The 25,439-nt window shown below is 71.5% G+C and carries 24 protein-coding genes and 1 tRNA gene; 13 read left to right on the forward strand and 12 right to left on the reverse strand.

The window, feature by feature from the left end; all coding sequences use genetic code 11:
* Positions 1–303: 303 nt before the first annotated feature.
* On the forward strand, positions 304–1,293 hold the full coding sequence (locus ACWGJM_RS10470) for a DUF5926 family protein (protein ID WP_453411262.1): 990 nt from the start codon (positions 304–306) through the stop codon (positions 1,291–1,293).
* Positions 1,294–1,537: 244 nt separating this feature from the next.
* On the opposite strand, the gene ACWGJM_RS10475 is transcribed toward ACWGJM_RS10470, so the two are convergent.
* On the reverse strand, positions 1,538–2,113 hold the full coding sequence (locus ACWGJM_RS10475) for a hypothetical protein (RefSeq protein ID WP_453411263.1): 576 nt from the start codon (positions 2,111–2,113) through the stop codon (positions 1,538–1,540).
* 56 nt (positions 2,114–2,169) lie between these two features.
* Positions 2,170–2,835, reverse strand: a complete 666-nt coding sequence (locus tag ACWGJM_RS10480) for a bifunctional DNA primase/polymerase (protein WP_453411264.1) — start codon at positions 2,833–2,835, stop codon at positions 2,170–2,172.
* A gap of 495 nt (positions 2,836–3,330) precedes the next feature.
* On the opposite strand from ACWGJM_RS10480, the gene ACWGJM_RS10485 reads away from it, so the two are divergent.
* From ACWGJM_RS10485 to pdxR, 3 genes are all read left to right on the forward strand, one after another.
* Complete coding sequence (locus ACWGJM_RS10485; RefSeq protein ID WP_453411494.1) at positions 3,331–4,881, forward strand: PP2C family protein-serine/threonine phosphatase; 1,551 nt, start codon at positions 3,331–3,333, stop codon at positions 4,879–4,881.
* 123 nt (positions 4,882–5,004) lie between these two features.
* On the forward strand, positions 5,005–6,522 hold the full coding sequence (locus tag ACWGJM_RS10490) for an aminopeptidase P family protein (RefSeq protein WP_453411265.1): 1,518 nt from the start codon (positions 5,005–5,007) through the stop codon (positions 6,520–6,522).
* A 66-nt stretch (positions 6,523–6,588) separates the two neighbouring features.
* Positions 6,589–7,950: a MocR-like pyridoxine biosynthesis transcription factor PdxR gene (gene pdxR, locus ACWGJM_RS10495; protein WP_453411266.1), complete on the forward strand. Its 1,362-nt coding sequence runs from the start codon at positions 6,589–6,591 to the stop codon at positions 7,948–7,950.
* Positions 7,951–7,968: 18 nt separating this feature from the next.
* Here pdxR and ACWGJM_RS10500 read toward each other — a convergent pair whose 3' ends face one another.
* The 4 genes from ACWGJM_RS10500 to ACWGJM_RS10515 form a co-directional block, all read right to left on the reverse strand.
* Complete coding sequence (locus ACWGJM_RS10500; protein ID WP_453411267.1) at positions 7,969–8,532, reverse strand: GNAT family N-acetyltransferase; 564 nt, start codon at positions 8,530–8,532, stop codon at positions 7,969–7,971.
* A 62-nt stretch (positions 8,533–8,594) separates the two neighbouring features.
* Positions 8,595–9,410 carry a triphosphoribosyl-dephospho-CoA synthase gene (locus ACWGJM_RS10505; protein WP_453411268.1) on the reverse strand — a complete coding sequence of 272 codons (816 nt, stop codon included), beginning with the start codon at positions 9,408–9,410 and terminating at the stop codon, positions 8,595–8,597.
* 9 nt (positions 9,411–9,419) lie between these two features.
* Entirely contained in the window at positions 9,420–10,370 is a 951-nt protein-coding gene (locus ACWGJM_RS10510) for an intradiol ring-cleavage dioxygenase (protein ID WP_453411269.1), read from the reverse strand.
* A 173-nt stretch (positions 10,371–10,543) separates the two neighbouring features.
* Complete coding sequence (locus ACWGJM_RS10515) at positions 10,544–10,990, reverse strand: ATP-binding protein (RefSeq protein WP_453411270.1); 447 nt, start codon at positions 10,988–10,990, stop codon at positions 10,544–10,546.
* Between the two features lie 200 nt (positions 10,991–11,190).
* Here ACWGJM_RS10515 and ACWGJM_RS10520 point away from each other — a divergent pair, with 200 nt between their 5' ends.
* From ACWGJM_RS10520 to ACWGJM_RS10560, 9 genes are all read left to right on the forward strand, one after another.
* The gene (locus ACWGJM_RS10520) at positions 11,191–12,078 is read left to right on the forward strand and encodes a hypothetical protein (protein ID WP_453411271.1); all 888 of its coding nucleotides are present in this window, start codon (positions 11,191–11,193) and stop codon (positions 12,076–12,078) included.
* 154 nt (positions 12,079–12,232) lie between these two features.
* A complete protein-coding gene (locus ACWGJM_RS10525; RefSeq protein WP_453411495.1) occupies positions 12,233–12,970 on the forward strand; it encodes a YcnI family copper-binding membrane protein in 738 nt (245 codons plus the stop codon).
* Positions 12,971–13,061: 91 nt separating this feature from the next.
* Positions 13,062–13,715, forward strand: a complete 654-nt coding sequence (locus ACWGJM_RS10530) for an SCO family protein (protein WP_453411272.1) — start codon at positions 13,062–13,064, stop codon at positions 13,713–13,715.
* Positions 13,712–14,170, forward strand: a complete 459-nt coding sequence (locus ACWGJM_RS10535; protein ID WP_453411273.1) for a copper chaperone PCu(A)C — start codon at positions 13,712–13,714, stop codon at positions 14,168–14,170. Before ACWGJM_RS10530 ends, ACWGJM_RS10535 begins: the two co-directional genes overlap by 4 nt.
* A 13-nt stretch (positions 14,171–14,183) precedes the next feature.
* A complete protein-coding gene (locus ACWGJM_RS10540; RefSeq protein WP_453411274.1) occupies positions 14,184–16,151 on the forward strand; it encodes a copper resistance CopC/CopD family protein in 1,968 nt (655 codons plus the stop codon).
* Positions 16,152–16,159: 8 nt separating this feature from the next.
* Entirely contained in the window at positions 16,160–17,455 is a 1,296-nt protein-coding gene (gene efeB, locus ACWGJM_RS10545) for an iron uptake transporter deferrochelatase/peroxidase subunit (protein ID WP_453411275.1), read from the forward strand.
* A gap of 79 nt (positions 17,456–17,534) precedes the next feature.
* On the forward strand, positions 17,535–18,467 hold the full coding sequence (gene pheA, locus ACWGJM_RS10550) for a prephenate dehydratase (RefSeq protein WP_453411276.1): 933 nt from the start codon (positions 17,535–17,537) through the stop codon (positions 18,465–18,467).
* Between the two features lie 508 nt (positions 18,468–18,975).
* The gene (gene serS, locus ACWGJM_RS10555) at positions 18,976–20,253 is read left to right on the forward strand and encodes a serine--tRNA ligase (RefSeq protein WP_453411277.1); all 1,278 of its coding nucleotides are present in this window, start codon (positions 18,976–18,978) and stop codon (positions 20,251–20,253) included.
* Complete coding sequence (locus ACWGJM_RS10560) at positions 20,250–21,053, forward strand: HAD family hydrolase (RefSeq protein WP_453411278.1); 804 nt, start codon at positions 20,250–20,252, stop codon at positions 21,051–21,053. The genes serS and ACWGJM_RS10560 overlap by 4 nt, the downstream gene beginning before the upstream one ends.
* Before the next feature lie 19 nt (positions 21,054–21,072).
* On the opposite strand, the gene ACWGJM_RS10565 is transcribed toward ACWGJM_RS10560, so the two are convergent.
* From ACWGJM_RS10565 to ACWGJM_RS10590, 6 genes are all read right to left on the reverse strand, one after another.
* A tRNA-OTHER gene (locus ACWGJM_RS10565) sits at positions 21,073–21,178 on the reverse strand.
* A 267-nt stretch (positions 21,179–21,445) separates the two neighbouring features.
* Entirely contained in the window at positions 21,446–21,664 is a 219-nt protein-coding gene (locus tag ACWGJM_RS10570; RefSeq protein ID WP_453411279.1) for an SGM_3592 family protein, read from the reverse strand.
* Positions 21,665–21,744: 80 nt separating this feature from the next.
* Positions 21,745–22,464: an ABC transporter permease gene (locus ACWGJM_RS10575; RefSeq protein WP_361799023.1), complete on the reverse strand. Its 720-nt coding sequence runs from the start codon at positions 22,462–22,464 to the stop codon at positions 21,745–21,747.
* 10 nt (positions 22,465–22,474) lie between these two features.
* Positions 22,475–23,386, reverse strand: a complete 912-nt coding sequence (locus ACWGJM_RS10580; protein ID WP_453411280.1) for an ABC transporter ATP-binding protein — start codon at positions 23,384–23,386, stop codon at positions 22,475–22,477.
* Positions 23,386–24,291, reverse strand: coding sequence for an ABC transporter permease (locus ACWGJM_RS10585; RefSeq protein WP_453411281.1), 906 nt, complete (start codon positions 24,289–24,291; stop codon positions 23,386–23,388). The genes ACWGJM_RS10580 and ACWGJM_RS10585 overlap by 1 nt, the downstream gene beginning before the upstream one ends.
* Positions 24,281–25,246: an ABC transporter ATP-binding protein gene (locus ACWGJM_RS10590; RefSeq protein WP_453411496.1), complete on the reverse strand. Its 966-nt coding sequence runs from the start codon at positions 25,244–25,246 to the stop codon at positions 24,281–24,283. The genes ACWGJM_RS10585 and ACWGJM_RS10590 overlap by 11 nt, the downstream gene beginning before the upstream one ends.
* Between the last annotated feature and the right edge of the window lie 193 nt (positions 25,247–25,439).

Below are 25,439 nucleotides of genomic sequence, written 5' to 3' on the forward strand. Positions count from 1 at the left end.
GGCAGACCGACCCGCCACGGCCGGCCCGGTAGGGGCGGCCCGGTAGGGGCGGCCGCGGCCCCGGAGCAAGCCGACCGCCTCAGGCGGACACGGCCTACGCCCCAGCCGTTCACCTGCGGCTTCGCCGTCCGGCCCTGATCCATGGCTGCCGATCACCGCGCGACCGGTACCACCCCGGGCTCGCGCCGCTCCGAGGCTGCCGTTGACCACGAGTTCACGTTGTCCACAGCTCCCCGTCGACCGCCGCGTGAGCGACTAGGCTCGCGCCCGTACGAGACGAGCCGTAACCGGGAGACACCCACGATGGCCAAGAAGCGCGCCCAGACGAAGGCCAAGCGGCCGCAGCTCACCGACGGCGCCCGCGCCGCAGGCGCTGATGGACAGGTTCCGGTCGTCGGCGCCCGCGAGCCCTGCCCCTGCGGCAGTGGCCGCCGCTACAAGGCCTGCCACGGCCGGGCCGCCGCGCACGCCGTGACCGAACTGGTCCAGCGGCCCTTCGAGGGGCTGCCGGGCGAGTGCGACTGGGTGGCGCTGCGCGAGCTGGTGCCCGCCGCCACGGTCGAGCTGTCCCTGAAGGACGGCCTGCCCGAGGACGTCCCGTCGGTCACGCTCGCCACGGTGCTGCCGATGGCCTGGCCGGCCCTGCGCCGCGACGACGGCTCGGTCCTGGTCGGCCTCCAGAACGACACGGCGTCCGGCGACATCAGCCGCGACCTCGCCGACACCCTCCAGCGGGCCCTCACCGCCGAACCGGGTACGCCGGTGCAGGGCCGCCGCGCCCCGGCCGACGGTCCGCGACTTCAGGATCTGATCCACCCCGAGGGCGCGTTCGAGCCCGTGGTGCACAGCGGCTTCGAGTTCTGGGTGCCGGACCCGGAGAACGCCACGCCCGACGTGACCGCCTCCCTGGAGCGGGCCAACGCCGCCGCCATCCCGACGGTGAAGCTGACCGGTGTGGACGCCGCGTACTGGTGCGAGACGCCGGAGAAGAACCACCTGCGCTGGGTCATGCCGCACCCCGAGGAGCAGCTTCTGGACGCTCTCGCCCGGCTGCACGCGGCGGGCCGGTCGAACCTCGGGGAGGGCACCCGGCTGGTGGGTTCCTTCCGCGCTCACGGGCTCACCGTGCCGGTCTGGGACCTGCCGAGCGGGGTCGGCGCGGAGGATGTGGAGAAGCCGGCCGCCGAGTTCGCCGAGCGCCTCGCCGCCGCCCTGGCCTCGGACACTCCGCTCAGCGCGGACGAGCGCCGGGCACGCGGCGGGCTCACCAACCGGCAGGTCACGCTCAGCTGAAGCGCAGTCGACGCACGGACTGCGGCTGACCGGCCGGTCAGCCGCGGTCAGGTCGCCCAAGCGGGTGACTCCTGTCACAACTCCCCGGCGTGACAGGTAAATCCGTGTCCGAATAGCCGAGATCGAATTTGCGAACCGCCGATCTCTTGTTACCGTTCCAGTAGCCCGGTTGCTGGTGCATCCCCCGTCGCCAGCAACCGGGTCTTTCCATGTCCGCCTCCGGTGTACGGAACGCTGTCGTCCGTCAACTCCCCGTGGAAACTTCGGAGTTGCTCCCGGAGCGCAGCAGCAGCGGCCCGTCGGCGCCGCGTGCCGCGAACTCCGTGACGGCCGTGTAGGCGCCCGGTACGCCCTGGACGCGCTCCCGGGGTGTCTCGCAGGTCCCGGGCTCGTCGTCGGCGCCCACGGCACAGCGCGTCTGCACCGTGCGCTCGCCGGGCCCCATGAAACTCAGGACGGCGTCGAGCGCCTTGCCGGTGGCGTTGCGGTAGTAGGCGCGCGCCCAGGTCTCCGCGCCCTGCGTCATGACGCAGGTCTGGGCCTCGACGCCGTCGGGCGAGGTGAGTTCGGGACCGCAGCGGGCGGCGGTGGCCATGCCCAGGCCGAGCAGCAGCGGGGTGGGGGTGGGCGCGGTGGAGGGATCCTTGGCGTCGGCGCCCGGAACCGCGGCATCGGCAGCCGGAGCCGCGGCGTCGGCGCGCTCAGACGTGCGTACGGCCGCGCGCCGCGCGTCGCCCACCTGCCCGGCGGACGCCACGGTCAGCGGCAGCGCGACCGCGCACACCACGACGCCCGCGAGGGCGAGCAGACGAACGTTCATGAACAGGGAAGATATGTCCAAGGACGCGCCACAGGCCCCGCGCGCGCCCGACACCCTTACAACTCGGGCGCGCTCACACCCGTACGAGTGAGGGCGTCGACCACGGCGTCCACCACGGCCTCCACGTCGGGCACCCACGGCGCGGCCGAGCCGGGCAGCGGGGCGCGCTCCCAGCGGATGGCTCCCTGACCGGTCTCCGAGGGGGGCAGGGCGAGGTACCCGCCCTCGCCGTGGAAGCGCAGGGAACCGGGGACGAAGTCCTTGGCGTACAGCAGCTCGCCCAACTGCTCCATGGAGTAGGGCTTGACCAGCAGCGACCAGCGGGTGGGCGAGGCGATCACCGGGCCCAGGCGCATGCCGACCCGGTCGAGGGCGTCGAGGGCGCGGGCCGCCGCGGCGGCCGGCAGGCTGACCGCGCAGGGCGCCTTGCCGCCGGTCGCGAGGACGATGGGCGCGCTCGGCCGGTTGGCCCACCACCAGCGCACCATGCGCTCATCCGTGGTGGCCGCGAGCAGGCCCGGGTCGAAGGGGTGCGCGCCGGGTACCGTGCACTCCGGTTCGGGGCAGGTGCAGCGGGACCGCCCCCGCGGGTCCGGGGTCACGCCCGGGAGTACGGGCCACCGCCATCCCGTCGCGAAGGTCAGGGCCGCGTTGATCAGCTCGGGCCTCCCGTCGTCACGCCCGGACAGGAGCCTGCGTCGCCTTCCGAGGATCTCGCGCATGAGCGCTCGTTCCTTTCCGTTGCACCGCTGGCAACACTGTGGACCACATCACATCATGTGTCGATCACTTCACTGTGCGTACCTGTTGGCGCATCACACCCCTGCGCAGAGCAAGGGGAACCCCAGGGGGTCGAGCGTTGGCCGCGTCCGCGTCCATAGTGCGTCCATCAAAAGCACGGCCGCGGCGTGGGGGTGGCGAAGTCTGGCGTTTTGCCGTCGCGCGTATTTCTCTTCGCCTCCGCCACGGGAGGATGGGGCACGGTCGTCGGTGGCTAAGACGCCCGGGTCCGTCGCCAGGTTCCGGGTGGTTCCCAACCACCCCTGGCCTTCTCCGAGTACGTACCCATCACGACCGCTGTGACGCTCCGTGGAGCAAGCCCAGTCGACCGCAATGAACCGTTACCTGAGGCAGTTTCAAGCCAAGTTCGCCGTTATGCAAGACCTCATGAAGGTACCCACAAGTGGCCCATGGACACCAGGAATCCCAGCAGGACAATGCTGGACATCCCCTCACGAGTGCGTGTACATGTGGAGACACTGCTAGCGGCGCAGAAAGACATGGGGGTTTGCGATGCTTTTGAGCAATACGCACAGGTCCGAAGGCCGGACACCATGAACGCCCCTCACCCCCCGAAAGTGGCCGGAATCGATTCAACGCTTCCCACGCCCACCCACACTGCCGCACCCGCACACGCTGCCCCCGGCACCCCGATGATCCCCACCGCCCACCCGGCGAACTCCCCGCACGCCCCGCACGCCCCCGCCCCCGGCGCCGTGCTCCAGGACCGGCTCGCCGGCTGGGTCTCGGACCTCACCACCCTCCACGAACTCACCGAACGCCTGGCCCGCACCGACACCCTCGACTCGGCGCTGACCGAAGTGCTGCGCGCCGGAGCCGCTCTCGTGGGCGCCCGGCGCGGTCTCGTCGCACTGGAACCCGGTGACGGACTCGGCCCCCGCACGACCATCGGCCTGGGACTGGGCCGGGCCGACCTCGGCCACATCGAGACCGTGCCGCGCGGCGCCCTGCCGTACGGCGAACTCCTCGACCCCGCCGGACCGCTCGGCGGGCGCGGCGAGAGCGTCCACCCCGACCTGTTCGCCGAGGACGGCCTCGACCCACGGCACCGCGAGGTGGCCGCCCGCCTCGGCTACGCCGCCAGCTACGCCCTCTCCCTGACCACCGAGACCGCGGGCCGCCTCGGCGCCGCCGGCTGGCTCTACGACGAACCCGCCGAGCCGGACGAGCGCCGCCGCCATCTGGTGGGCCTGTACGTCCGCTACGCCACCGAGCACCTGGCCCGGCTGCTGGAAGTGGAGCGCACGCGCGCGTGCATGGCGACCATCGCCGAGGAACTGCTCCCCTCCCGGCTGCCGCGGGTCGCCGGTGTCCAGCTCGCCGCCCGGCACCGCACCTGTCCGCGCGGCGGCGGCGACTGGTACGACGCGCTGCCGCTGCCCGACGCCGCCCTCGGCCTCGCGGTCGGCTCGGTGACCGGCTCCGGGCCCAGCGCGGTCGCCGCCATGGGACGGCTGCGGGCCAGCCTGCGGGCGTACGCGGTGATGGAGGGCGAGGACCCGGTCGCCGTCCTGTCCGACCTGGAGCTGCTGCTGCGCCTGACCGAGCCCGCCCGTTCGGCCACCGCCCTGTTCGCCTACTGCGAGCCCGCGCTGCGCAAGGTCACCCTGGCGGGCGCCGGGCACAGCCCGCCGCTGTTGATCGGCGAGCGGCGCACGGAGTTCGCGGAGACCTCCGTGTCCGCTCCCCTGGGGATGCTCGCCTGCTGGGAGGCCCCGAGCGCCGAGATCCATGCGGAGGCCGGGGACACCGTCCTGCTGTACACCGACGGGCTGCTGCACCGCACCGGCGACCCCATGGACCGCGCCTTCGCCCGGCTGCACTCGGCCGCCGCGAGCGCGCCCCGGGCCATGCGCCAGGACCCCGGTGCCCTCGCGGACCATGTGCTGCGCACGGTCCTGCCGGACGGACTGGACACGGCGGACAGCGAGGAGGACGTGGTGCTGCTGGCGGCGCGGTTCGACTGATCGGTGAGTTTCGTCTGACCGGTGAGTCAGGAAGGCGGCTCACCCGGTCATGAGTGTTCGCCTCTGTGCCCCTGTCCGGTACGACCGTACGATGGACAGGATCCAGCGCAGTGTCGAGGAGGAGTGACCGTGGCGGACGAGCTCAATCCGGCAGTTTCTGATTCAGCTGCTGACGCAGCGGGCCCGGAAACCGAGTCCGACGAGCCCATCAAGCAGCGCAAGAACGGCCTGTACCCGGGCGTGTCCGACGAGCTCGCCGAGAACATGAAGTCCGGCTGGGCCGACACGGAGCTGCGCGACCTGCGGCCCGTCGAGCAGGCCGGGCACACCGCGCGCCGCCGTGCCGCGCTGTCCGCCCGCTTCCCGGGCGAGCGTCTGGTGATCCCGGCGGGCAACCTGAAGACCCGCTCGAACGACACGGACTACCCCTTCCGCTCGTCGGTCGAGTACACATACCTCACCGGCAACCAGACCGAGGACGGCGTCCTGGTCCTGGAGCCCACGCGCACCCCGGATGGGAAGAGCGGCCACAAGGAGACGATCTACCTCCTGCCGCGCTCCGACCGGGAGAACGGCGAGTTCTGGCTGTCCGGCCAGGGCGAACTGTGGGTCGGCCGCCGCCACTCGCTCACCGAGTCCGAGGCGCTGTACGGCATCCCGGCCGCCGATGTGCGCGAGCTCGCCGGCAAGCTGCGGGAGGCGACCGGCCCGGTCCGCGTGGTGCGCGGCCACGACGCCGGCATCGAGGCCGCCCTCACCGACAAGGTCACCGCCGAGCGCGACGAGGAGCTGCGCGTCTTCCTCTCCGAGGCCCGGCTGGTCAAGGACGACTTCGAGATCGGCGAGCTCCAGAAGGCCGTCGACTCCACCGTGCGCGGCTTCGAGGACGTGGTGAAGGTCCTCGACAAGGCCGAGGCGACCAGCGAGCGCTACATCGAGGGCACGTTCTTCCTCCGCGCGCGCGTGGAGGGCAACGACATCGGCTACGGCTCCATCTGCGCGGCCGGCCCGCACGCCTGCACCCTGCACTGGGTGCGCAACGACGGCCCGGTCCGCTCCGGCGACCTGCTCCTGCTGGACGCGGGTGTGGAGACGCACACGCTGTACACCGCGGACGTCACGCGCACGCTGCCGGTCAACGGCCGCTACAGCGACATCCAGAAGAAGATCTACGACGCCGTGTACGACGCCCAGGAAGCCGGCATCGCGGCCGTGCAGCCGGGCGGGAAGTACCGGGACTTCCACGACGCCGCGCAGCGGGTGCTCGCCGAGCGGCTCGTCGAGTGGGGACTGGTCGAGGGCCCCGTGGAGCGCGTCCTGGAGCTGGGCCTACAGCGCCGCTGGACGCTGCACGGCACCGGTCACATGCTCGGCATGGACGTCCACGACTGCGCCGCCGCGCGCGTGGAGACGTACGTGGACGGCACGCTGGAGCCCGGCATGGTGCTGACGGTCGAGCCGGGCCTGTACTTCCAGGCCGACGACCTGACCGTGCCGGAGGAGTACCGGGGCATCGGTGTCCGCATCGAGGACGACATCCTGGTCACCGAGGACGGCAACCGTAACCTTTCGTCAGGCCTGCCACGCCGGTCCGACGAGGTCGAGGCGTGGATGGCGTCGCTCACCGACAGCAAGGGCTGATACGAGAACGATGGCCGGGTACCTGAGCGGTGCCCGGCCATTCACGTGCCTAGGGGGAGGGTGTTCGTGGACGATTTCTGGTCCGGTATAGGTGTCGATCTGCATCTGGAACCGGACGCGGCGAACGGGCGGCGGGCCGGGCTGGAGCGGGCGTTGCGGGATGCCGTGCGGGAGGGCCGGCTGTCGCCCGGGACGCGGTTGCCGGCGACGCGGCGGCTCGCGGTGGAACTGGGGATCTCGCGGGGGACCGCGAAGGCGGCGTACGACCAGCTGGTGGCCGAGGGATACCTGACGGCGCGGCAGGGGTCGGGCACCCGGGTGGCCTCGCTGCCCTCAGTGGACCCCGACGCGCCGGAGGCGGTCGCACGCGCGCGTGTCCCGCGTTTCGATCTCCGGCCCGGCAGCCCGGACGTCGGGGCGTTCCCGGCGGCGGCCTGGCTGCGGGCGCTGCGCCGGGCCATCGCGACGGCGCCCTCGCTGGCGTACGACTACGGCGATCCGCGCGGGCGGATCGAGCTGCGCACGGCGCTGTCCAACTACCTGGGGCGGGCGCGTGGGGTGATCGCGCCGCCGGACCGGATCGTCATCACCTCCGGGTACGTGCAGGGCCTGGCGCTCCTCACGCGCGTGCTGGGCGGCGACATCGCCATGGAGGACCCGGGACTGCCCTTCCACCGGGACGTGGTGCGGCACAACGGCGGGAGCGTGGTCCCGGTGCGGGTCGACGAGCGGGGGGTGTGCGCGCAGGACCTGGGCGAGGAGTCGGCCGTGATCGTCACGCCCGCACACCAGTACCCGGCCGGCGTGACCCTGCACCCCGAGCGGCGGCGGGCGCTCACCGACTGGGCACGCGCGCGTGGCGGGCTGATCGTCGAGGACGACTACGACGGGGAGTTCCGCTACGACCGTCAGCCCGTCGGCGCCCTCCAGGGCATGGCGCCGGGCCGGGTCGTGTACCTGGGCACCGCCTCCAAGACCCTCGGCCCCGCCCTGCGGCTGGGCTGGATGGTGCTGCCGCCGCACCTGGTGGACCAGGTCGCCGACGCCAAGCTGCACAGCGACCACCACACCGAGACGATAGGCCAGCTGGCGCTCGCCGAGCTCATCGACAGCCATGCGTACGACCGTCATGTGCGGGCGTGCCGGCTGCGCTACCGGCGCCGCCGGGACCAGCTGCTGGACCGGCTGGGCGGGCGCCGGGTGCGCGGCATCGCGGCCGGGCTGCACGCGCTGGTGGAGGTCGCCGACGAGGCGGAGGCGCTGTCCCGCGCGGAGGCGGAGGGCCTGGCCGTGGGCCACCTGGGCGGCCACTGGCACACCCCCGGCGAGGGCCGGCCCCAAGGCCTGGTCATCGGGTACGGCACGCCTCGCGAACGGGCGTATCCGGATGCACTGGAGGTACTGGCGAAGGTGCTGGACGCGGGGTGAGCCGGCCGGGGCGGCAGGTCACGGAGTCGGCTCGTCGTCGTGCAGGATCCGCTGGAACATCCGGTGGTCCCGCCAGGTTCCGTTGATGGCCAGATAGCGCGGAGCCGTACCGATGTGCTCGAAACCGGACTTGGTGAGCACACGCTGGGAGCCGGCGTTGTCCAGGAGGGTGGTGGCCTCGATGCGGTGCAGCCCCACGGTCTCGCGGGCCACGCGGCACACCGCCCGCACGCCGGCGGTCGCCAGCCCGCGCCCCTGGCGGTCGGCGGCGATCCAGTAACCCAGATAGGCGCTGCGCCAGGGGCCGAGGACGATCCCGGACAGCGTGATCGTCCCGGCGATCCGTCCGTCGGCGGATTCCAGGACCCACGGGACGGTCCGCTGTTCGGCGAATTGCCGCAGCTTTTCGCCGAGCACGGCCGCCTGACCGGCGGCGGTGAAGAACTTCTCCGGGCGCCGGGGCTCCCAGGGGGCGAGATACTCGCGGTTCTCCACGTAAGCCGCGGCGAGTGCCGGAGCATCGGCTTCCGTGGCGAGCCGCAATATCACGCCGTCGGTCAATTTCTCGGCCGGAATGTCCATGCGGTCACCCTAGGTGGCCATGGTCGCGGCGTCCGCCGGCCCAGGAAAGCGGATTCCGGAATTCAAGCCACCGGCAGTGAATCCAGGAACAACGCCCCCGCGAGCAGTCCCGCGCTTCCCCTTGGGCTCCACGCGCGCGCGTGCAGGTCGGCGTCCAGGGCGGCCAGCGCCTCGGCCCCCGCGGGCGTCGCCGTACCGCCCGCCTCCAGGATCCCGCGGGCGCCCGCCTGCACGTGGCGCAGGCCCAGTGGGCCCGCCGTGTAGAGCAGTTCGGTGTCCTGGAGGGTGGACATCACGGTGAGCAGGGCGTTCAGCCGGGCCTCGGCCTCGGTGGCGCCGGCCGAGCGGGCGGCGGCGAGCGCGTCCAACGCCCGCCGCACGTGCGGGAATCCGGCCTTCGCCTCGCCACGCGCGCCGGCCGCGCCGTACTTGGCCGACACGGAGGAGCCGCGCGAGGGCCGCAGCGGGGCGCGGCGGTCGGGATGCGCGGCGATCCGCTTGGCGACCGTCAGCACGTCCCGTGCCCCCGGCCTGGGGCCCAGTGCGGCCGCCGAGACCAGCAGGCCCAGCGTCCACAGGGCGCCCCGGTGTCCGCCGCCCGCCAGGCCGACCGAGTGCTCGGTGCACCGGCCTATCGCGCCCAGCTCCGCCCGTAACGCCGGCGTGACGTCGCCGGTGCGGCGGGCGGAGGCGGCCATCGCCGCGAGGCCGGGTGCCAGCGCCTTCGCCGACCAGCGCAGGGCGCTGTGGTCCCGGCGGGTGGTCCGGGCGGCCAGGTCGCGCGGGTCGGGCAGCCCCGGCTTGGGCGCCAGAAGCAGTTGCCTTGTGAGCGCGTCCACTGCGGCCCGCGCCAGCGCGTCGTCCTCGCGGCTGCTCATGGCCGCACCTTACGAGGACGCGGACGCCGAAGGGGAGGCACTGTCACTCGGGGCTCCGCTCGGCGGGGTGCCCGTCGGGGCGCCGCTGGGGGCTCCGCTCGGCGGGGTGCCCCCGCCGCCGCTGCCCGCGCCGGTGTTCTCGGCGTCGGGGTCGATGCCCAGGGTGAGGTAGCCCTTGTAGCCCTTGGACGGGTCCTTCTTGTGCACGGGCTCCAGGGTCAGCAGACCGCTGGAGGCGCCGCCGCCGTCATAGACCATGTCGTCGGCGAGCACGGTGTAGGTCCCGGTGTGCTTGGAGTACGGCTCCAGCGCGAAGATCGCCTCGGCGATGTCGTCGTCGAAGAACAGCTGGCCGGTGAAGTTGACCTTGCCGCCCTCGTAGGTGCCGTCCTCCTTCTCGCCGCCGGTGTGCACCTTGACGTGGATGTGGCAGGTACGCGGCGTGTACCAGCCGGGGAAGATCGTCTCGAACTTGACGACCCCGTTGGCGTTGGCGACCTGGTAGCCGCGCAGGTACGTCTTGTCGTTGGCGCTGTCGCCCTCCTCGCTCTCGGCCGGAGCCGAGCCGCCGGGGTTGGCGGTGGTGTAGCCGGAGTAGTAACCCCAGGCGTCGCAGTGCCAGATCTCCACGGCCGCGCCGGAGACCGGGGTGCAGCCGTCGGTGGCGTCCACGACGGTGAGACGGAGCGTCAGCGGGACGCCGCTCTTGCCCTCGGTGATGTCCTTGCGCACCAAGGCACCGTCGAGGTAGTAGGGCCCTTCCGTGACACTCGACATCAGCTGCATGCAGGTGCCGCTGGTCGAGGTGGCCGAAGCGGACGCGCTCGCCGAGGCCTCGGTGGTCGTGTCGGCGAACGCCGACTGGTAACCGGCGACGGCGAGCCCGCCGGCCGCGACCGTGCCGCCGGTCACCGCGATCGCGCGACGCCGGGTGATGTTGTTCTTGTGCTTTCCCGTCATGGTCGAGGAACGTAGGAACCGGGCTTGTCAGGGACATGGGCCACGACTGGGAAATTCCTGTGAATGCCGAGAAAGCTGAAGCGCCCGGCCGGAGGGCCTGAAAACAGCCGCATTCCTGGACGGCCGGGTCCCTGGACGGCCGGGCCTGGACGGCAGGGCCTGGGCGGCACGGCCTAGACGGCCATGAGAGGCGCGTCGTCCCGCCACTTGAGCATCTTGTCGAAGGCGACCACCGTCCCGGCCCGGCCCGGCTTGGGCCCGATGTGGACGTGGTCGGCGAGTTCCCGGATGAGGCACAGGCCGCGCCCGTGCTCGGCGTCCACGCACGGAAGCCGGATGTCCGCGCCGCGGGCCGGTCCCGGACCGGAGTCGGTCACCTCGATGCGGCACTTCTCGCCGTCGAGGTAGGCCGTCACCCGGTACGCCTCGCAGGAGTCGCCGAGCGCCCCGTCCCCACCGTGCTCGACGGCGTTCGCGCAGGCCTCGCTGAGGGCGACGGACAGGTCGTACGAGACGTCGGGGTCCACGCCCGCCGTCTCCATCGTGCCCAGGAGCAGACGTCGGGCGAGCGGCACGCTCGCGGCCTCGCGCCGCAGATGGAGTGACCACCAGATGCTCATGCTCCAGCCTCCTGGCTGCGGCTCGACATACCGTTACGTATTGCCGCCCGTGGCCATGCGTAAGCACCCCGTTGACGTGACGCCGCCCATACGGGGGATGCGGCCGAGGACGAATCGGTGTATGAGGGACGGCCCGGCGGCGCCCTTCCCACGGGCCTGCCGTAGGGCACGGGCAAGGGCAGTGCGATGATGAGCCCGCCATGACTGCCCCCCACCCGCGCACGACGCGCACCGGAGCGGAACTCCGGATTCTGCGGGCCGCGGTGTTCGCCGCGGTCTGTGTCGTGCTGGCCGCGGCGGGGCACAGCCTGGCCGCCTGCGCCACTGTCCCGCTGTGGACGCTGGGCGCGGGCTTCCTGGGCGCACTCGTACTGGTGGCCCCGCTCGCCGGGCGGGACCGCTCGCTGCCGGGGATCGCGGCGCTGCTCGCCCTGGGGCAGACCGCGCTGCACACACTGTTCGGGCTGGCCGAGCACGCCATGGCCGCGACGGCCTCCGGCGCGATGTCCGCGGCGTCCATGGGCTCCATGGGCTCCATGGGCGCGTCGGCCGGGATGAGCGACCAGGCCCTCGTGGCCCGCGCCGCGCGGCTGCTGTGCGGGAGCAGCGCGGGCTCCCTGACGCCCGCCCACGCGTACCGGCTCCTCGCCGACGCGCACCTGGCCACCGGGACGGACCTGGGCTCCTCGGCGGGCGCGGACATGAGCACCATGCGGCACGCGGCGGACGCCACCGGCTCCTCCGGCTCCCTGCTGCTTTCGCTGCTGCCCTCCCTGCCGATGCTCCTCGGCCACCTCGTCGCGGCCGTCGCCGTCGGCTGGCTGCTGCGCCGCGGCGACCTGGCGGTGCTGCGGCTGCTGGACCTCTCGGTGCACGGAGTCGCCGAGGGGGCGCTCGTACGTTCCCTGCGCGCCGCCCTCGCGCTGGCATGCGCCCTGTGTGCCGGGCTCCCGGGCGCTCCCGACCCGCGCGCGCGTGACCGTCGTACCGCCTCGGACGACTCACCCGCCCCGCACACCACCGCACTCCAGCACACGGTGATCCGGCGCGGCCCGCCGCCCGCCGCCGCACTCGACCTCGCCGCCTGACGCGACACGAGAGCCACTCCACACGACATCCGTGCGGAGAGGGACCGCCGTCGCGCCACGCGCGCGTATCCCTCTTCATCACCGGGACTCATCCGGAACTCACCCGGTCTCACCCGGTCTCACTCAGAGTGGAGTGCTGTCTTTCATGAAGTCCATCAAGGCTTCCCGTCTCGCCGCCGCCACCGCCGTCGCCGGCGTCTCCGTGCTCGCCCTGTCCGCCCCCGCCTTCGCGCACGTCAGCGTGCAGCCGGAGGGCACGGCCGCCAAGGGCGGCTACGCGGTCGTCGACTTCAAGGTGCCCAACGAGCGCGACAAGGCCTCGACCACCAAGCTCGAGGTCAGCCTCCCCGCCGACCACCCGCTGGCCTCGGTGATGCCGCAGCCGATCGACGGCTGGAAGGTGAAGGTCACCAAGTCCAAGCTGGCCAAGCCGATGGAGATGCACGGCGAGAAGATCAGCGAGGCGGTCACCAAGGTGACCTGGACCGCCGACGGCAAGGGCATCGAGCCCGGCTACTTCCAGAAGTTCCCGCTGTCCGTCGGCGCCCTGCCCGACGACACCGACGAACTGGTCTTCAAGGCGATCCAGACCTACTCCAACAAGGAGACGGTCCGCTGGATCGAGGTCCAGCAGGACGGCCAGGAGGAGCCCGAGAACCCCGCCCCGGTGCTCGAACTGGCCGCCGCCTCCGAGGACGGGCACTCCCACGGCTCGAGCACCGCCGAGGGCGCCTCCGACAAGACCGACGCGAAGACCGCGACCGCGGCCGACTCCGGCGACTCCGGCGGCAGTGACACCACCGCGCGCGTGCTCGGCGTCGTCGGCATCGTCGTCGGCGCCGCGGGCGTGGCCTACGGCGTACTCGCCGGGCGGCGCCGGACCACCGCCTGACCCCCTCCCCTCCGCACCGCGCACAGGGGCCCGTGCCACTCTTGCGTACGGCCCCGGTGCGCGCCGGAGCTCTCACCTCTGGGACATTTCCATGCGCAACAAGACGTTCGCGGCGGCCGCCCTGCTCGCCGCGGCCACCCTGACCCTCTCCGCCTGCGGCAGCGGCGACGACGACAAGTCGCCCATCTCCGTGGTCTCCGAGGAGTCCGGCTCCGACAAGGCCGCCACCGTTCTCGACCAGCCGTTCGAGAAGCCGGACCTCGTCCTCACCGACACCCACGGCAAGAAGTACGACCTCCGCAAGGAGACCAAGGGCAGGCCGACGCTCGTCTACTTCGGCTACACCCACTGCCCCGACGTCTGCCCGCTGACCATGAACAACATCGCGGTCGCCAAGAAGTCGCTGCCCAAGGCCCAACAGGCCGAGCTGCGCGTGGTGTTCGTCACCACCGACCCCGACCGCGACACCCCCACCGAGCTCGGCAAGTGGCTGAAGGGCATCGACCCCCAGTTCATAGGCCTGACCGGCGACTTCTCCACCATCCAGGCCGGCGCCCGCTCCCTCGGCATCTCCATCGAGCCGACGAAGAAGGACAAGAACGGCAAGGTCGTCTCCGTCCACGGCACCCAGGTCATCGCCTTCTCCCCGAAGAACGACGGCGGATACCTCCTCTACGGCGAGTCCGCCACGGTCGACGACTACACCAAGGACCTCCCCAAGATCATCAAGGGAGCCAAGCCGTGAGGCGTTCCGCCCTGCTCGTCACGGCGGCAGCGGCGGCCGGCACCCTGGCGCTCGCCGGCTGCGGCGGGTCCGACCACGCCGAGGCGGACCTGTCGGTCCGCTCCTCGTACATGCCCCAGCCGGTCTCGGCCGACATGGCGGCCGGTTTCCTGACGATCGTCAACAAGGGCGGCACGAAGGACGAGCTGACCTCGGTCACCAGCGACGCCGCCGGCGACGTCACCATGCACGACACCGTCGGCGGCGCGATGGAGCAGGTCACCTCGTTCCCCGTCCCCGCCCATGGTCAACTCGTCTTCAAAAGCGGCGGCAACCATCTGATGTTCGAGAAGCTGAAGAACCGGCCGACACAGGGCCAGACGATCACCCTGAAGCTCAGCTTCGCGAAGTCCGGGCCCCTCACCGTCGAGATGCCGGTGAAGTCCGCCACGTACAACCCGTCGACCGGACACTGAGGGAGGGACCATCTTGACGCGGACCATCACCCCCCGCCTGCGCACCCTGGTGCTGCTGTTCCTGGCCGTAACCGGCGCGTTGCTGGCCGGTGCGGGGCCTGCCTCCGCGCACGCCGCGCTGACCGGCAGCGACCCCGCACAAGGGGTGGTGGTCAAGAAGGCGCCCACCCAGGTGTCGCTGACCTTCTCCGAGCAGGTGTCGATGAACGACGACTCGCTGCACGTCCTCGACCCCAAGGGCAAGAAGGTCGACGTCGGCAAGCCGTCCAACATCAGCGGGACCACCTACGCCGTGCAGCTCAAGAGCGGCCTGGCCGACGGCACCTACACCGTCGCCTACCAGGTCGTCTCGGCGGACAGCCACCCGGTGTCCGGCGCCTACACCTTCTCCGTCGGGGCCCCGTCCCAGACCACCGTCTCCGTCTCCGGGCAGACCGCGGGCGGCGGCGTCGTGGGCTGGCTGTACGGGTTCGGGCGGTACATGTCGTACGCCGGCTACATCGTGCTGGTCGGCGGCGCGGCCTTCGTGCTCGCCTGCTGGCAGCGCGGCTCCGGGGTACGGGCCATGCAGCGGCTCGTCGTCGGCGGCTGGCTCACGATCACCGCGGCCACGCTCTGGCTGCTGCTCCTGCGCGGCTCCTACACCAGCTCCGGCAAGGTCGGCGCCATCTTCGACCTGGACCTGCTCGGCCAGGTGCTCCAGACCAAGACCGGCGCCGCGCTGGTCTCCCGGCTGCTGCTGCTCGCCGCGGCGGCACTGTTCATCGCCGTCCTCTTCGGCGCCTATGACAAGCGGGAGAACGAGGAGAAGCGGGACCTGACCTTCGGGCTCGCGATCGGTGGGGCCGTGGTGGCCGCCGGGCTCGCGGCGAGCTGGGCGATGGCCGAGCACGCCTCGACCGGGCTCCAGCCGGGCATCGCCATGCCGGTCGACGTGCTGCACCTGCTGGCGGTCGCCACCTGGCTGGGCGGGCTCACCGCCCTCCTGGTCGCCCTCTACCGGGCGCCCGCCGAGACCCCGGTCGAGACCGCGGCCGTGCGCCGCTTCTCCCGCCTCGCCTTCGGCTCCGTCGCCGCGCTGGTCGCGACCGGTGTCTACCAGTCCTGGCGCCAGCTCGGCTCCTGGTCGGCATTCACCGACACCCGGTACGGGCAGCTGCTGCTGGTCAAGATCGGGCTCGTGGCACTGCTGGTCGGCATCGCGGCGGTCTCACGGCGGTGGACGGCACGGCTCGCCGACCCGGCGCCCGTGTCGAAGGCGGGGAAGCAGGCCAAGGCCGCGAAGGCGCAGGCGAAGGCCGAGGAGGAGGCTGAGGAGGCGAGTGAGACCAAGGTCAAGGCCGAGGTCAAGGCCGAGGTCAAGGAGCGCGTGACCGCGCCCGCCGCGGCCGGAGACGGCAAGCGTGCCGCCCAGCTCGCCCGGCAGCGCGCCGCCGAGGACACCGCCCGGGAGAAGCGGATGCGGGACGCCGACCCCAACCGCTTCGGTCTGCGCCGCTCGGTCCTCGCCGAGGCGGGCGTCGCCGTGGTCCTGCTCACGGTCACCACGGTGCTCACGCAGACCGAACCGGGCCGCACGGAGCAGGAGGCCAAGGCGGCCGCATCCTCGTCCTCCTCGTCCTCCTCTTCGTCCTCCTCCGGTGCGCTCACCCTGGACATGCCGTTCGACACCGGCGGCCAGGACGGCAAGGGCGTCGTACGGCTCGACCTCGACCCCGCGCGCGTGGGCGGCAACGAAATGCACGTCTACGTCCAGCGGCCCAACGGCCGCGCCTTCGACATCCCCGAGGTGAAGGTCGCCTTCACCCTCACCGCCAAGAAGATCGGGCCGCTGCCCGTGACCCCCGACCACATCACGACCGGCCACTGGGCCGCGACCGGGGTGCAGATTCCCCTGGCCGGCGAATGGAAGATCGCCGTGACCGTGCGCACCTCCGACGTCGACCAGGTGACCGTCTCCAAGAACGCGCAGATCGGCTGAACCGCACCATGGCTGACCAGTCCATCCCGAAGGCTCGTCCTTCCGACACCGCTGTGGCCGAGGTCCACGACAGCGGCTCCGCACGGGACGGCCTCTCACGGCGCAAGCTCCTCGGCACGGCCGGCGCCACCGGCCTCGTGCTCGGCACGGCAGGCGGGGCCGTGGGATACGCCGCCGCCCCCGCCGGAGCCACGCCGCTGACCACGGTGGGCGCCGACCGAGCGATGTTTCACGGGAAACATCAGCCCGGCATCACCGAAGGCCTCCAGGCCCGCGGCCACCTGGTCGCCTTCGACCTCGCGGCGGGCGCGGGCCGCAAGGAAGCGGCAGCGCTGCTGCGCCGGTGGTCGGCCACGGCCGAGCGGCTGATGGCGGGCGAGGCGGCCGCACACAACGACACCGACGTGGCGCGGGACGCCGGGCCGTCGTCCCTGACGATCACCTTCGGCTTCGGGCACAGCTTCTTCGGCCGGACCGGGCTGGATAAGCAGCGCCCGGTCTCCCTCGACCCCCTCCCCGACTTCTCCTCGGACCACCTCGACAAGGCCCGCAGCAACGGCGACCTCTGGGTACAGATCGGCGCCGACGACGCGCTCGTCGCCTTCCACGCCCTGCGCGCCATCCAGAAGGACGCCGGCAGCGCGGCCCGCGTCCGCTGGCAGATGAACGGCTTCAACCGCACCCCGGGCGCCACCGCCCACCCCATGACCGCCCGCAACCTGATGGGCCAGCTCGACGGCACCCGCAACCCCAAGCCCGCCGACGCCGACTTCGACAAGCGGATCTTCGTCCCGGCCTCCGGCTCGAGCGACCCCGCCTGGATGGCCAACGGCTCCTACGCCGTCGTACGCCGGATCCGCATGCTCCTCGACGACTGGGAGAAGCTGTCGACCACGGCCCAGGAGGCGGTCATCGGACGTCGCAAGTCCAACGGGGCGCCGCTGTCGGGCGGCACCGAGACGACCGCGATGGACCTGGAGAAGGCGGACGCCAAGGGCGACTACGTCGTGCCGCTCAACGCCCACGCCCGCATCACCCGGCCCGACCAGAACGGGGGCGCGGCCATGCTCCGGCGCCCGTTCTCCTACCACGACGGCATCGACGCCGACGGGACGCCCGACGCGGGCCTGCTGTTCGTCTGCTGGCAGGCGGACCCGCTGCGCGGCTTCGTACCGGTGCAGCGCAAGCTCGACCGGGGCGACGCCCTGTCCAGGTACATCCGGCACGAGGCCAGCGGGCTGTTCGCGGTGCCCGGGGGCGCCGCCCGGGGAGAATACGTGGGGCAACGGCTGCTGGAGGGGTGAAGTCACCCCGGTTCACTCCCGACGGGGGCAGTCGTGAGACACCGGGGCCGGGTTCGCGCGCGGCCATTAGGGTGAGGACATGCCAGCGAGCTATGCCTATCTCGGCCCTGAGGGCACCTTCACCGAAGTCGCCCTGCGCACGCTTCCGGAGGCGGCCACCCGGGAGCTGATCCCGTACGTATCGGTGCAGTCGGCGCTGGACGCCGTGCGCGCCGGAGAGGCCGAGGCCGCCTTCGTACCGATCGAGAACTCCGTCGAGGGCGGCATCACCACCACCCTGGACGAGCTGGTCGCGGGCGCGCCGCTGATGATCTACCGCGAGGTGCTGCTGTCCATCACCTTCGCGCTGCTGGTCCGGCCGGGCACGAAGCTGTCCGAGATCAAGACCGTCACCGCCCATCCGGCCGCCCAGCCCCAGGTCCGCAACTGGCTCAAGGCCAACCTCCCGGACGTCGTCTGGGAGTCCGCCGCCTCCAACGCGGACGGCGCCCGGCTGGTCCAGGAGGGCCGGTACGACGCCGCCTTCGCCGGTGAGTTCGCGGCCGCCCGGTACGGCCTGACCGCCCTGGAGACCGGAATCCACGACGCGGAGAACGCGCAGACGAGGTTCGTGCTGGTGGGCCGTCCGGCGCGGCCCGCGGCCCCGACCGGCGCGGACAAGACGTCGGTCGTGCTCTGGCAGCGCGACGACCACCCCGGTGGGCTGCGCGACCTGCTCGGAGAGTTCGCCACCCGGGGCATCAATCTCATGCTGCTCCAGTCCCGCCCCACGGGCGCCGGCATCGGCAACTACTGCTTCTGCATCGACGCCGAGGGCCATATCTCCGACCGGCGGGTGGCCGAGGCGCTGATGGGGCTGAAGCGGATCTGTCTCCAGGTACGGTTCCTCGGCTCGTACCCGCGTGCGGACATCGCACCGGAAGGAGTACGGCCCACGCTGCCCGGGACGTCCGACGAGGAGTTCGTGGCGGCGGCGGACTGGGTCGCGCGATGCCAGGACGGGCGCTTCTAGCGTTATCCACAGGAGTTATCCACAGGTCCTCATGTGGACCTGGGGACAAGTCGACAGGGTAGGGCGACTTCGTCGACAAATCGCCCTACCGGTGGCAACGAGGGGCACCACCAGGCACATCACCCTTCGTCCACCCGTTTCCTTTGGTTCATCTTTTGGGGCGACCCTTTTCCACCGAAAGTGGGTGTCGGGGCAGTTTGAACCGGGAATTCTTCCCTCCGTTCGACACTTCCGGAGTGATCAATTCCGTAATCCACAGACCTTCCGCACAGCCTGTGGATAACTCATCGAGGGGCGTGGATCGCTGTGGACAACCGGGACTCCAAGTCCCGCTCACCACAAGGGAATCGAGTCAATGTGCCGCCTCTCACATACCTCGTCCCAGGGAGTGAGACGGCACTTATTGACACGGTGCGCAATTCACCCATAACGGTATGTAAGCCGTAGTTCACCGCAGTTCGGAAAACCGAGTCGTGAGCCGGAACGCGGCACCGGTAGCCTTGACCGCGTGATTGACCTTCGCCTGCTCCGTGAGGACCCCGACCGTGTGCGCGCGTCCCAGCGCGCCCGTGGAGAGGACGTCGCGCTCGTCGACTCCCTCCTGTCTGCCGACGAGCGGCGCAGGTCGTCCGGCGTCCGCTTCGACGAGCTGCGCGCCGAGCAGAAGCAGCTCGGCAAGCTCATCCCCAAGGCCACCGTCGACGAGAAGGCCGAGCTCCTCAAGCGCGCCGAGCAGCTGAAGGCCGACGTCAAGGCCGCCGACGCCGAGCGCGACGCGGCCGACGCCGAGACCCAGCAGCTCCTGCTCCAGCTCGGCAACCTCGTCCACCCCGACGTGCCCGTCGGCGGCGAGGAGGACTTCGCCACGCTGGAGACGCACGGCACGATCCGCGACTTCACGGCCGAGGGCTTCGACCCCAAGGACCACCTGGAACTCGGCCAGCTCCTCGGCGCGATCGACGTGGAGCGCGGTGCGAAGGTCTCCGGATCGCGCTTCTACTTCCTGACCGGCGTCGGCGCCCTGCTGGAGCTGGCGCTGGTGAACGCGGCGATCGCCCAGGCGACGGCCGCGGGCTTCACCCCGATGCTGACCCCCGCGCTGGTCCGTCCGCAGTCCATGGCGGGCACCGGCTTCCTCGGCCAGGCGGCCCAGGACGTCTACCACCTCGACAAGGACGACCTGTACCTGGTCGGCACGTCCGAGGTGCCGCTGGCCGCGTACCACATGGACGAGATCATCGACGGGGACCGGCTGCCGCTGCGCTACGCGGGCTTCTCGCCGTGCTTCCGCCGCGAGGCCGGCTCGCACGGCAAGGACACCAAGGGCATCTTCCGCGTCCACCAGTTCGACAAGGTCGAGATGTTCTCCTACGTCACTCCCGAGGACTCGCAGGCCGAGCACCAGCGCCTGCTGGACTGGGAGAAGCAGTGGCTGACCTCGCTCGAGCTGCCGTTCCGCGTCATCGACGTCGCCACCGGTGACCTCGGCGCCTCGGCCGCGCGCAAGTTCGACTGCGAGGCGTGGATCCCGACCCAGGGCAAGTACCGCGAGCTGACCTCGACCTCGGACTGCACCGAGTTCCAGTCCCGGCGCCTCCAGATCCGCGTCCGCGAGGGCAAGCAGGTCCGGCCGCTGGCGACGCTCAACGGCACGCTGTGCGCCGTACCGCGCACGATCGTCGCGATCCTGGAGAACCACCAGCAGGCCGACGGCTCCGTGCGGGTGCCCGAGGTGCTGCGCCCGTACCTGGGCGGCCGGGAGGTCCTGGAGCCGGTCGCCAAGTGAGCGAGAGCTTCCCCTACCGGCTCATCGCCACCGACCTCGACGGGACGCTCCTGCGCTCCGACGAGTCGGTCTCCGAGCGCACTCGTGAGGCGCTCGCCGCGGCCACCGCGGCGGGCGCCGCGCACATCGTCGTCACGGGCCGCGCGGTCCCCTGGACCCGGCACATCCTCGACGACCTCGGCTACGACGGCCTCGCCGTCTGCGGGCAGGGCGCGCAGGTCTACCACGCCGGCGAGCACCGCCTGCTGACCTCCGTGACCCTGGACCGGCAGCTGGCGGGCTTGGCGCTGGCCAAGATAGAGGCCGAGGTGGGTCCGCTCTACCTGGCGGCGAGCCGCGACGGACTGGACGGCGACGTGCTGGTGGGCCCGGGTTACGCGGTCACCGGCACGCTGCCCTCGGTTCCGTTCACGGACGCGTCGGACCTCTGGAGCGCCCCGCTGAACAAGATCTACATCCAGCATCCCGACCTGTCGGACGACGAGCTGGCCGAGGCGGCCCAGCGGGCCGCGGGCGGCTTCGTCTCCGTCGCGATGGCGGGTGCGGGCATCGTGGAGCTGCTGCCGCTGGGCCTGTCCAAGGCCACGGGCCTGTCGCTGGCGGCCCGCCGCCTGGGCCTGAAGGCCGCCGACACGCTGGCCTTCGGCGACATGCCCAACGACATCCCGATGTTCGCCTGGGCGTCCCGGGGCGTGGCCATGGCCAACGCCCACGAGGAACTCAAGGCGGTCGCGGACGAGGTGACCTCCTCCAATGAGGAGGACGGCATCGCGGTGGTGCTGGAACGTTTGCTCGGCTGAGCTTTCAGCCGCGCCTGTGCGGAGGATGCACGGATCGAACGTGCGCGGGCTTTTCAGGCCCGACCTTGACTTGCCTCTGATGGAACACAGCGCAAGCCAGTGCCTTACCACTCGGCCAATCCTCCGGGTGGGCGGTCCACGCGAGAGCGACATCGCGTGCTCGAAGCGACCGCCCCGGGCAGCACCCCGTGCGGGGCGGGCTCCACGGTGGGGTAACTACACCGGAGCCTGCCGCGGGCTGCCCTGTCGGGAGCCGGACGTACTGTCGTGCATGGACATCGCCCGGCTCCTCTCCCAGAATGTGGCGCCGGGACACTCCCGGCGGATGGGGCACAACCACTGTGCCCCGCCGCCGAGTTGGACGCCACTGAATTAACCGCGGCCTCGGGCCGCTACCGGCGCCGCCACCTGCGACGACGCGCCGTGCTGAAGAACCACCCCGCCGGCGGCTCGTCAGATCGCCAGGGCTGCGGCTCCGGTGACCCGGCGCGCCAGCGGGCGGCGAGCATCCGGGCGCGGGCGGACGGCTCGGAGGTCTCGGCGGCCCGTATGAAGTCCTCGTCCAGGACGACCTCGTCCCAGACGCCGCTCTCCGGTGTCTCCTCCGCCATCCCCGTCCTCCTAGCCGTTCATCCGCTTTGTCCAGTGTGCGCGGACGGAGGTGAAGTCCCCGTCAAGACGCCGTCCGCGCCTACTCCTCGCCCGCCAGCGTCAGCGACCGCAGCTTCTGTCCCGCGTACCAGGTGGCCAGCACGGTGACCGCCACCAGCAGCACCGAAGCCGTGGCCAGCGAGACGTCCGAGGTGACCAGGTCCCCGCCGGCGACCTTGTGGGCGACGGCCAGCGACCACTGCTGGACGCTCAGCGTGCGCGCGCCGGGCACCAGGGAGCCGAACAGGGCCTCCCAGACGAGGGCGTAGACGAGCCCGAACACCACGGCGTGCCGGGACACCGTGCCGAGCAGCAGGAAGAGCGCCGCGTAAGCGATCGAGGCGACCAGCGCGGCCACCGTGTAGGCGACGGCGATCTGCTGGCCGTTGCCGTTCAGGATCAGCCCCGCGATCATCGTCGGCACCGCGGAGAACACCATGGTCACCGCGATCGCCACGATCAGCTTGGTGAGGATGATCGTCGGCCGCTTCAGCGGCTTGGACAGCAGGTACACCACCGAGCCGTCGTCGATCTCCGGTCCGATCGCGCCCGTGCCGGCGATGACACCGATGATCGGCACCATCGTGGCGAGCGCGAAGCCGCCGAGGACGTCGGAGGCCGTCTGGTCGTCGGCTCCGGTCAGAGCGCGTACGGCCACGGAGATCACGATCAGCAGCAGGGGCAGGGCGCCCAGGATGAGGGCCCGGCGACGGCCGAGCAGGGCCCGGTAGGTGAGCCGGGCGACTGTGGGGTCGTACATCATGGGCCTCCTACGCCGCGACCAGATACGAGAACACGGACTCGAGGGACTCGTCGGACGGCGAGACCGTGAGCAGCCGGATGCCGTGGTCGCGGGCGACCCTCGGCAGCAGGGTGGTGAAGCGGCCGAAGTCGACGGCCTGGATGCGCAGTGCGCCCTCGGTGAGGTCGACCTCGATGCCGGAGGTCGACGGGTCGGCGATCAGCGCGGCCGCGAGGGCGCGGTCGTCGCTGGAGCGCACCAGGTAGCGGTGGGGGCGGTCGGTCATCAGGCGGCGGATCTTGCGGAAGTCGCCGCTGGCCGCGTGCCGTCCGGCGACGACGACCTCGATGTGCCAGGCGAGTTGCTCGACCTCCTCCAGGATGTGGGAGGAGAACAGCACCGTGCGGCCCTCGTCGCCCATGCGGCGCAGCAGGTCCATCAGCTGCATGCGCTGGCGCGGGTCCATGCCGTTGAAGGGCTCGTCCAGCAGGAGCAGGGACGGGTCGTGGACCAGCGCGGACGCCATCTTCACGCGCTGTCGCATGCCCTTGGAGTAGGTGGAGATCTTCCGGTCCTGCGCGTACTCCATCTCGACCGTGGCCAGGGCGCGTTGGGCGGCCTTGTCCCCCAGCCCGTGCAGCTCGGCGTTGGCGACGACGAACTCGCGTCCGGTGAGGAAGTCGTACATCGCCTCCCGTTCGGGGACGATGCCGATGTGCTTGTAGATCTCCTCGTTGCGCCACACCGGCTGCCCGTCGAGGGTGACGGTGCCGGTGGAGGGGGCGAGGAAGCCGCCCATCATGTTGATCAGGGTGGACTTCCCGGCGCCGTTGGGGCCGAGCAGACCGGTGACGCCCGGGCCGATGGTCATGGTGATGTCGTTGACGGCGACCACGTTGCCGAACCAGCGGGAGACGTGGTCGATGGAGAGCACAGTCATCAGAGGCCCACCTTCTTGTAGCGGCGCATCAGGAGGCCGTAGGCGGCGGCGATCAGGCCCAGGGCGACGAGGACGTACACGACGCCCTGTCCGCTGGACGGGCCGACCCCGCCGGGGGAGGCCGAGGTGCCGCCCAGGAAGGCGGACTGCACCCCGTCGATCAGGGTGATGGGCGAGAAGAGGCCGATCCACGGGACGGCGCCGGTGCTGCCCTGGGCGTCGGCGATGGCCTGGAGGGTGGAGACCGCGCCGTAGGAGATGGTCATCACGGCGATCACGGCGGCGATGCCGAAGCCGCGGCGCGGCGTGACGGCCGCGATGACCAGGCCGATGCCGGCGAAGAGCAGCGAGAGCAGGGCCACGGAGACCAGTCCCTGGGCGAATTCCTCGGTCTGGTGGGCGAAGCCCATCTTGGCGAGCAGCGAGCCCACGTACATCACGAGCAACGGGGCGCCGGTGAGGATGAACATCGCCGAGGCGAGCGCCGCGAACTTCGCCTGTACGTAGTCGGCGGTCTCGATGGGCCGCGAGAAGTACAGCGGAACGGTCTTGAAGCGCAGGTCGCGCGAGACGGACTGGGGTGCCTGCGAGGCGACGTACAGGCTGATCACGGCCTGCATGACGATCGCGTAGCGGGTGTAGGACAAGGGCAGCTCGTGCGCCTTGGTGGCGACGGCGACGGCGACCATGATGGCCGCGGGCACGCACATCACCGCGAACAGCAGCATCGGCAGCACCTTGGACTTCGCCGAGCGGCCGAGGCCGTAGGCGCCGCGCAGGGACTGCGAGTACAGGGAGCGGCGGGCGTAGGCGCGGCCGAGGCGGGGGCCGTCGTAGCTGCGGTAGCCGATGTTGTGGATGCGGGTCTGGTCGCCCGGCGCTGCCAGGGGATACTCAACCGCCATGACCGACGGCCTCCTTCCGCTGCTCGTCGCTGCTGGTGAACACCTCGGAGATGTGGTGCCGCCGCTGTTCCATGCGCACCAGGCCGAGGCCCAGGTCGGCGACGACGTCGCGCACGAGGTCGTACGTCTCCTCGCCCGAGGCGGTCAGCAGCAGGATGTGTCCGGCGCCGGGAAGTCCGGCGCCCTCGGCGTGGGTGTCCATCCCGCGCGCGTGGAGCGCCTCGCGGACCGCGCGGGTGCCGTCGGGGTGGTCGTCGGTGTCGGTGACCTCGATCGCGAGGGTGGTCGTGCTCTGGGTGAAGTCGGTGGTGGAGCTGGAGCGCAGCAGCTTGCCGCCGTCGATGACGACGACGTGGTCGCAGGTGCGCTCCAGTTCGCCCAGGAGGTGGGAGGTGACCAGGACCGAGATGCCGAAGTCGGTGTGGATACGGCGGATCAGGCCGAGCATCTCGTCACGGCCGACCGGGTCGAGGCCGTTGGTCGGCTCGTCGAGGAAGACCAGCTGCGGGTCGTGCACCAGGGCCTGGGCCAGCTTCACGCGCTGCTTCATACCGGTGGAGTAGCCGCCGATGGGGCGGTAGCGCTCCTCGTACAGGCCCACGTGGCGCAGTGTGTCGGCGGTGCGCTCGCGGGCGGCGGCAGGCGGCAGGCCGGACATGCGGGCCATGTGCACGACGAACTCGGTGGCCGAGACGTCGGGCGGCAGGCAGTCGTGCTCCGGCATGTAGCCGACGCGCTCGCGGATGACGGCGCCCTTGGTGGCGACGTCGAGGCCGAGCACCTCGGCGCGGCCCTCCGTGGCGGGGGACAGACCCAGCAGGATCTTGATCAGTGTGGACTTGCCGGCTCCGTTGGCACCCACGAGCCCCGTCACACCGGGTCCCACGTCCACGGAGAGCCGGTCAAGCGCGGTCACCCGGGGGAACCGCTTGCTCAGGCTTTCGGTCGCGATCACAGTCACGTCTTAGAAGGTAGTGACGGGGGCCACGCCGGACGTCAGACCGGAGAGCAGTCTTGGCGTCAGCCTCCAGTCGTACGGGGCCCTAGGGGTAACCCTGAAGTCGCACGACCGTCCGGGCTGTTGACGCTCGGTCTAACAACTGGAACAGTCGCGTGAAGCGGGCCGCGGGCACGCGGCGCGGCCGGAG

This window comes from Streptomyces sp. NPDC054834, from assembly GCF_053611185.1.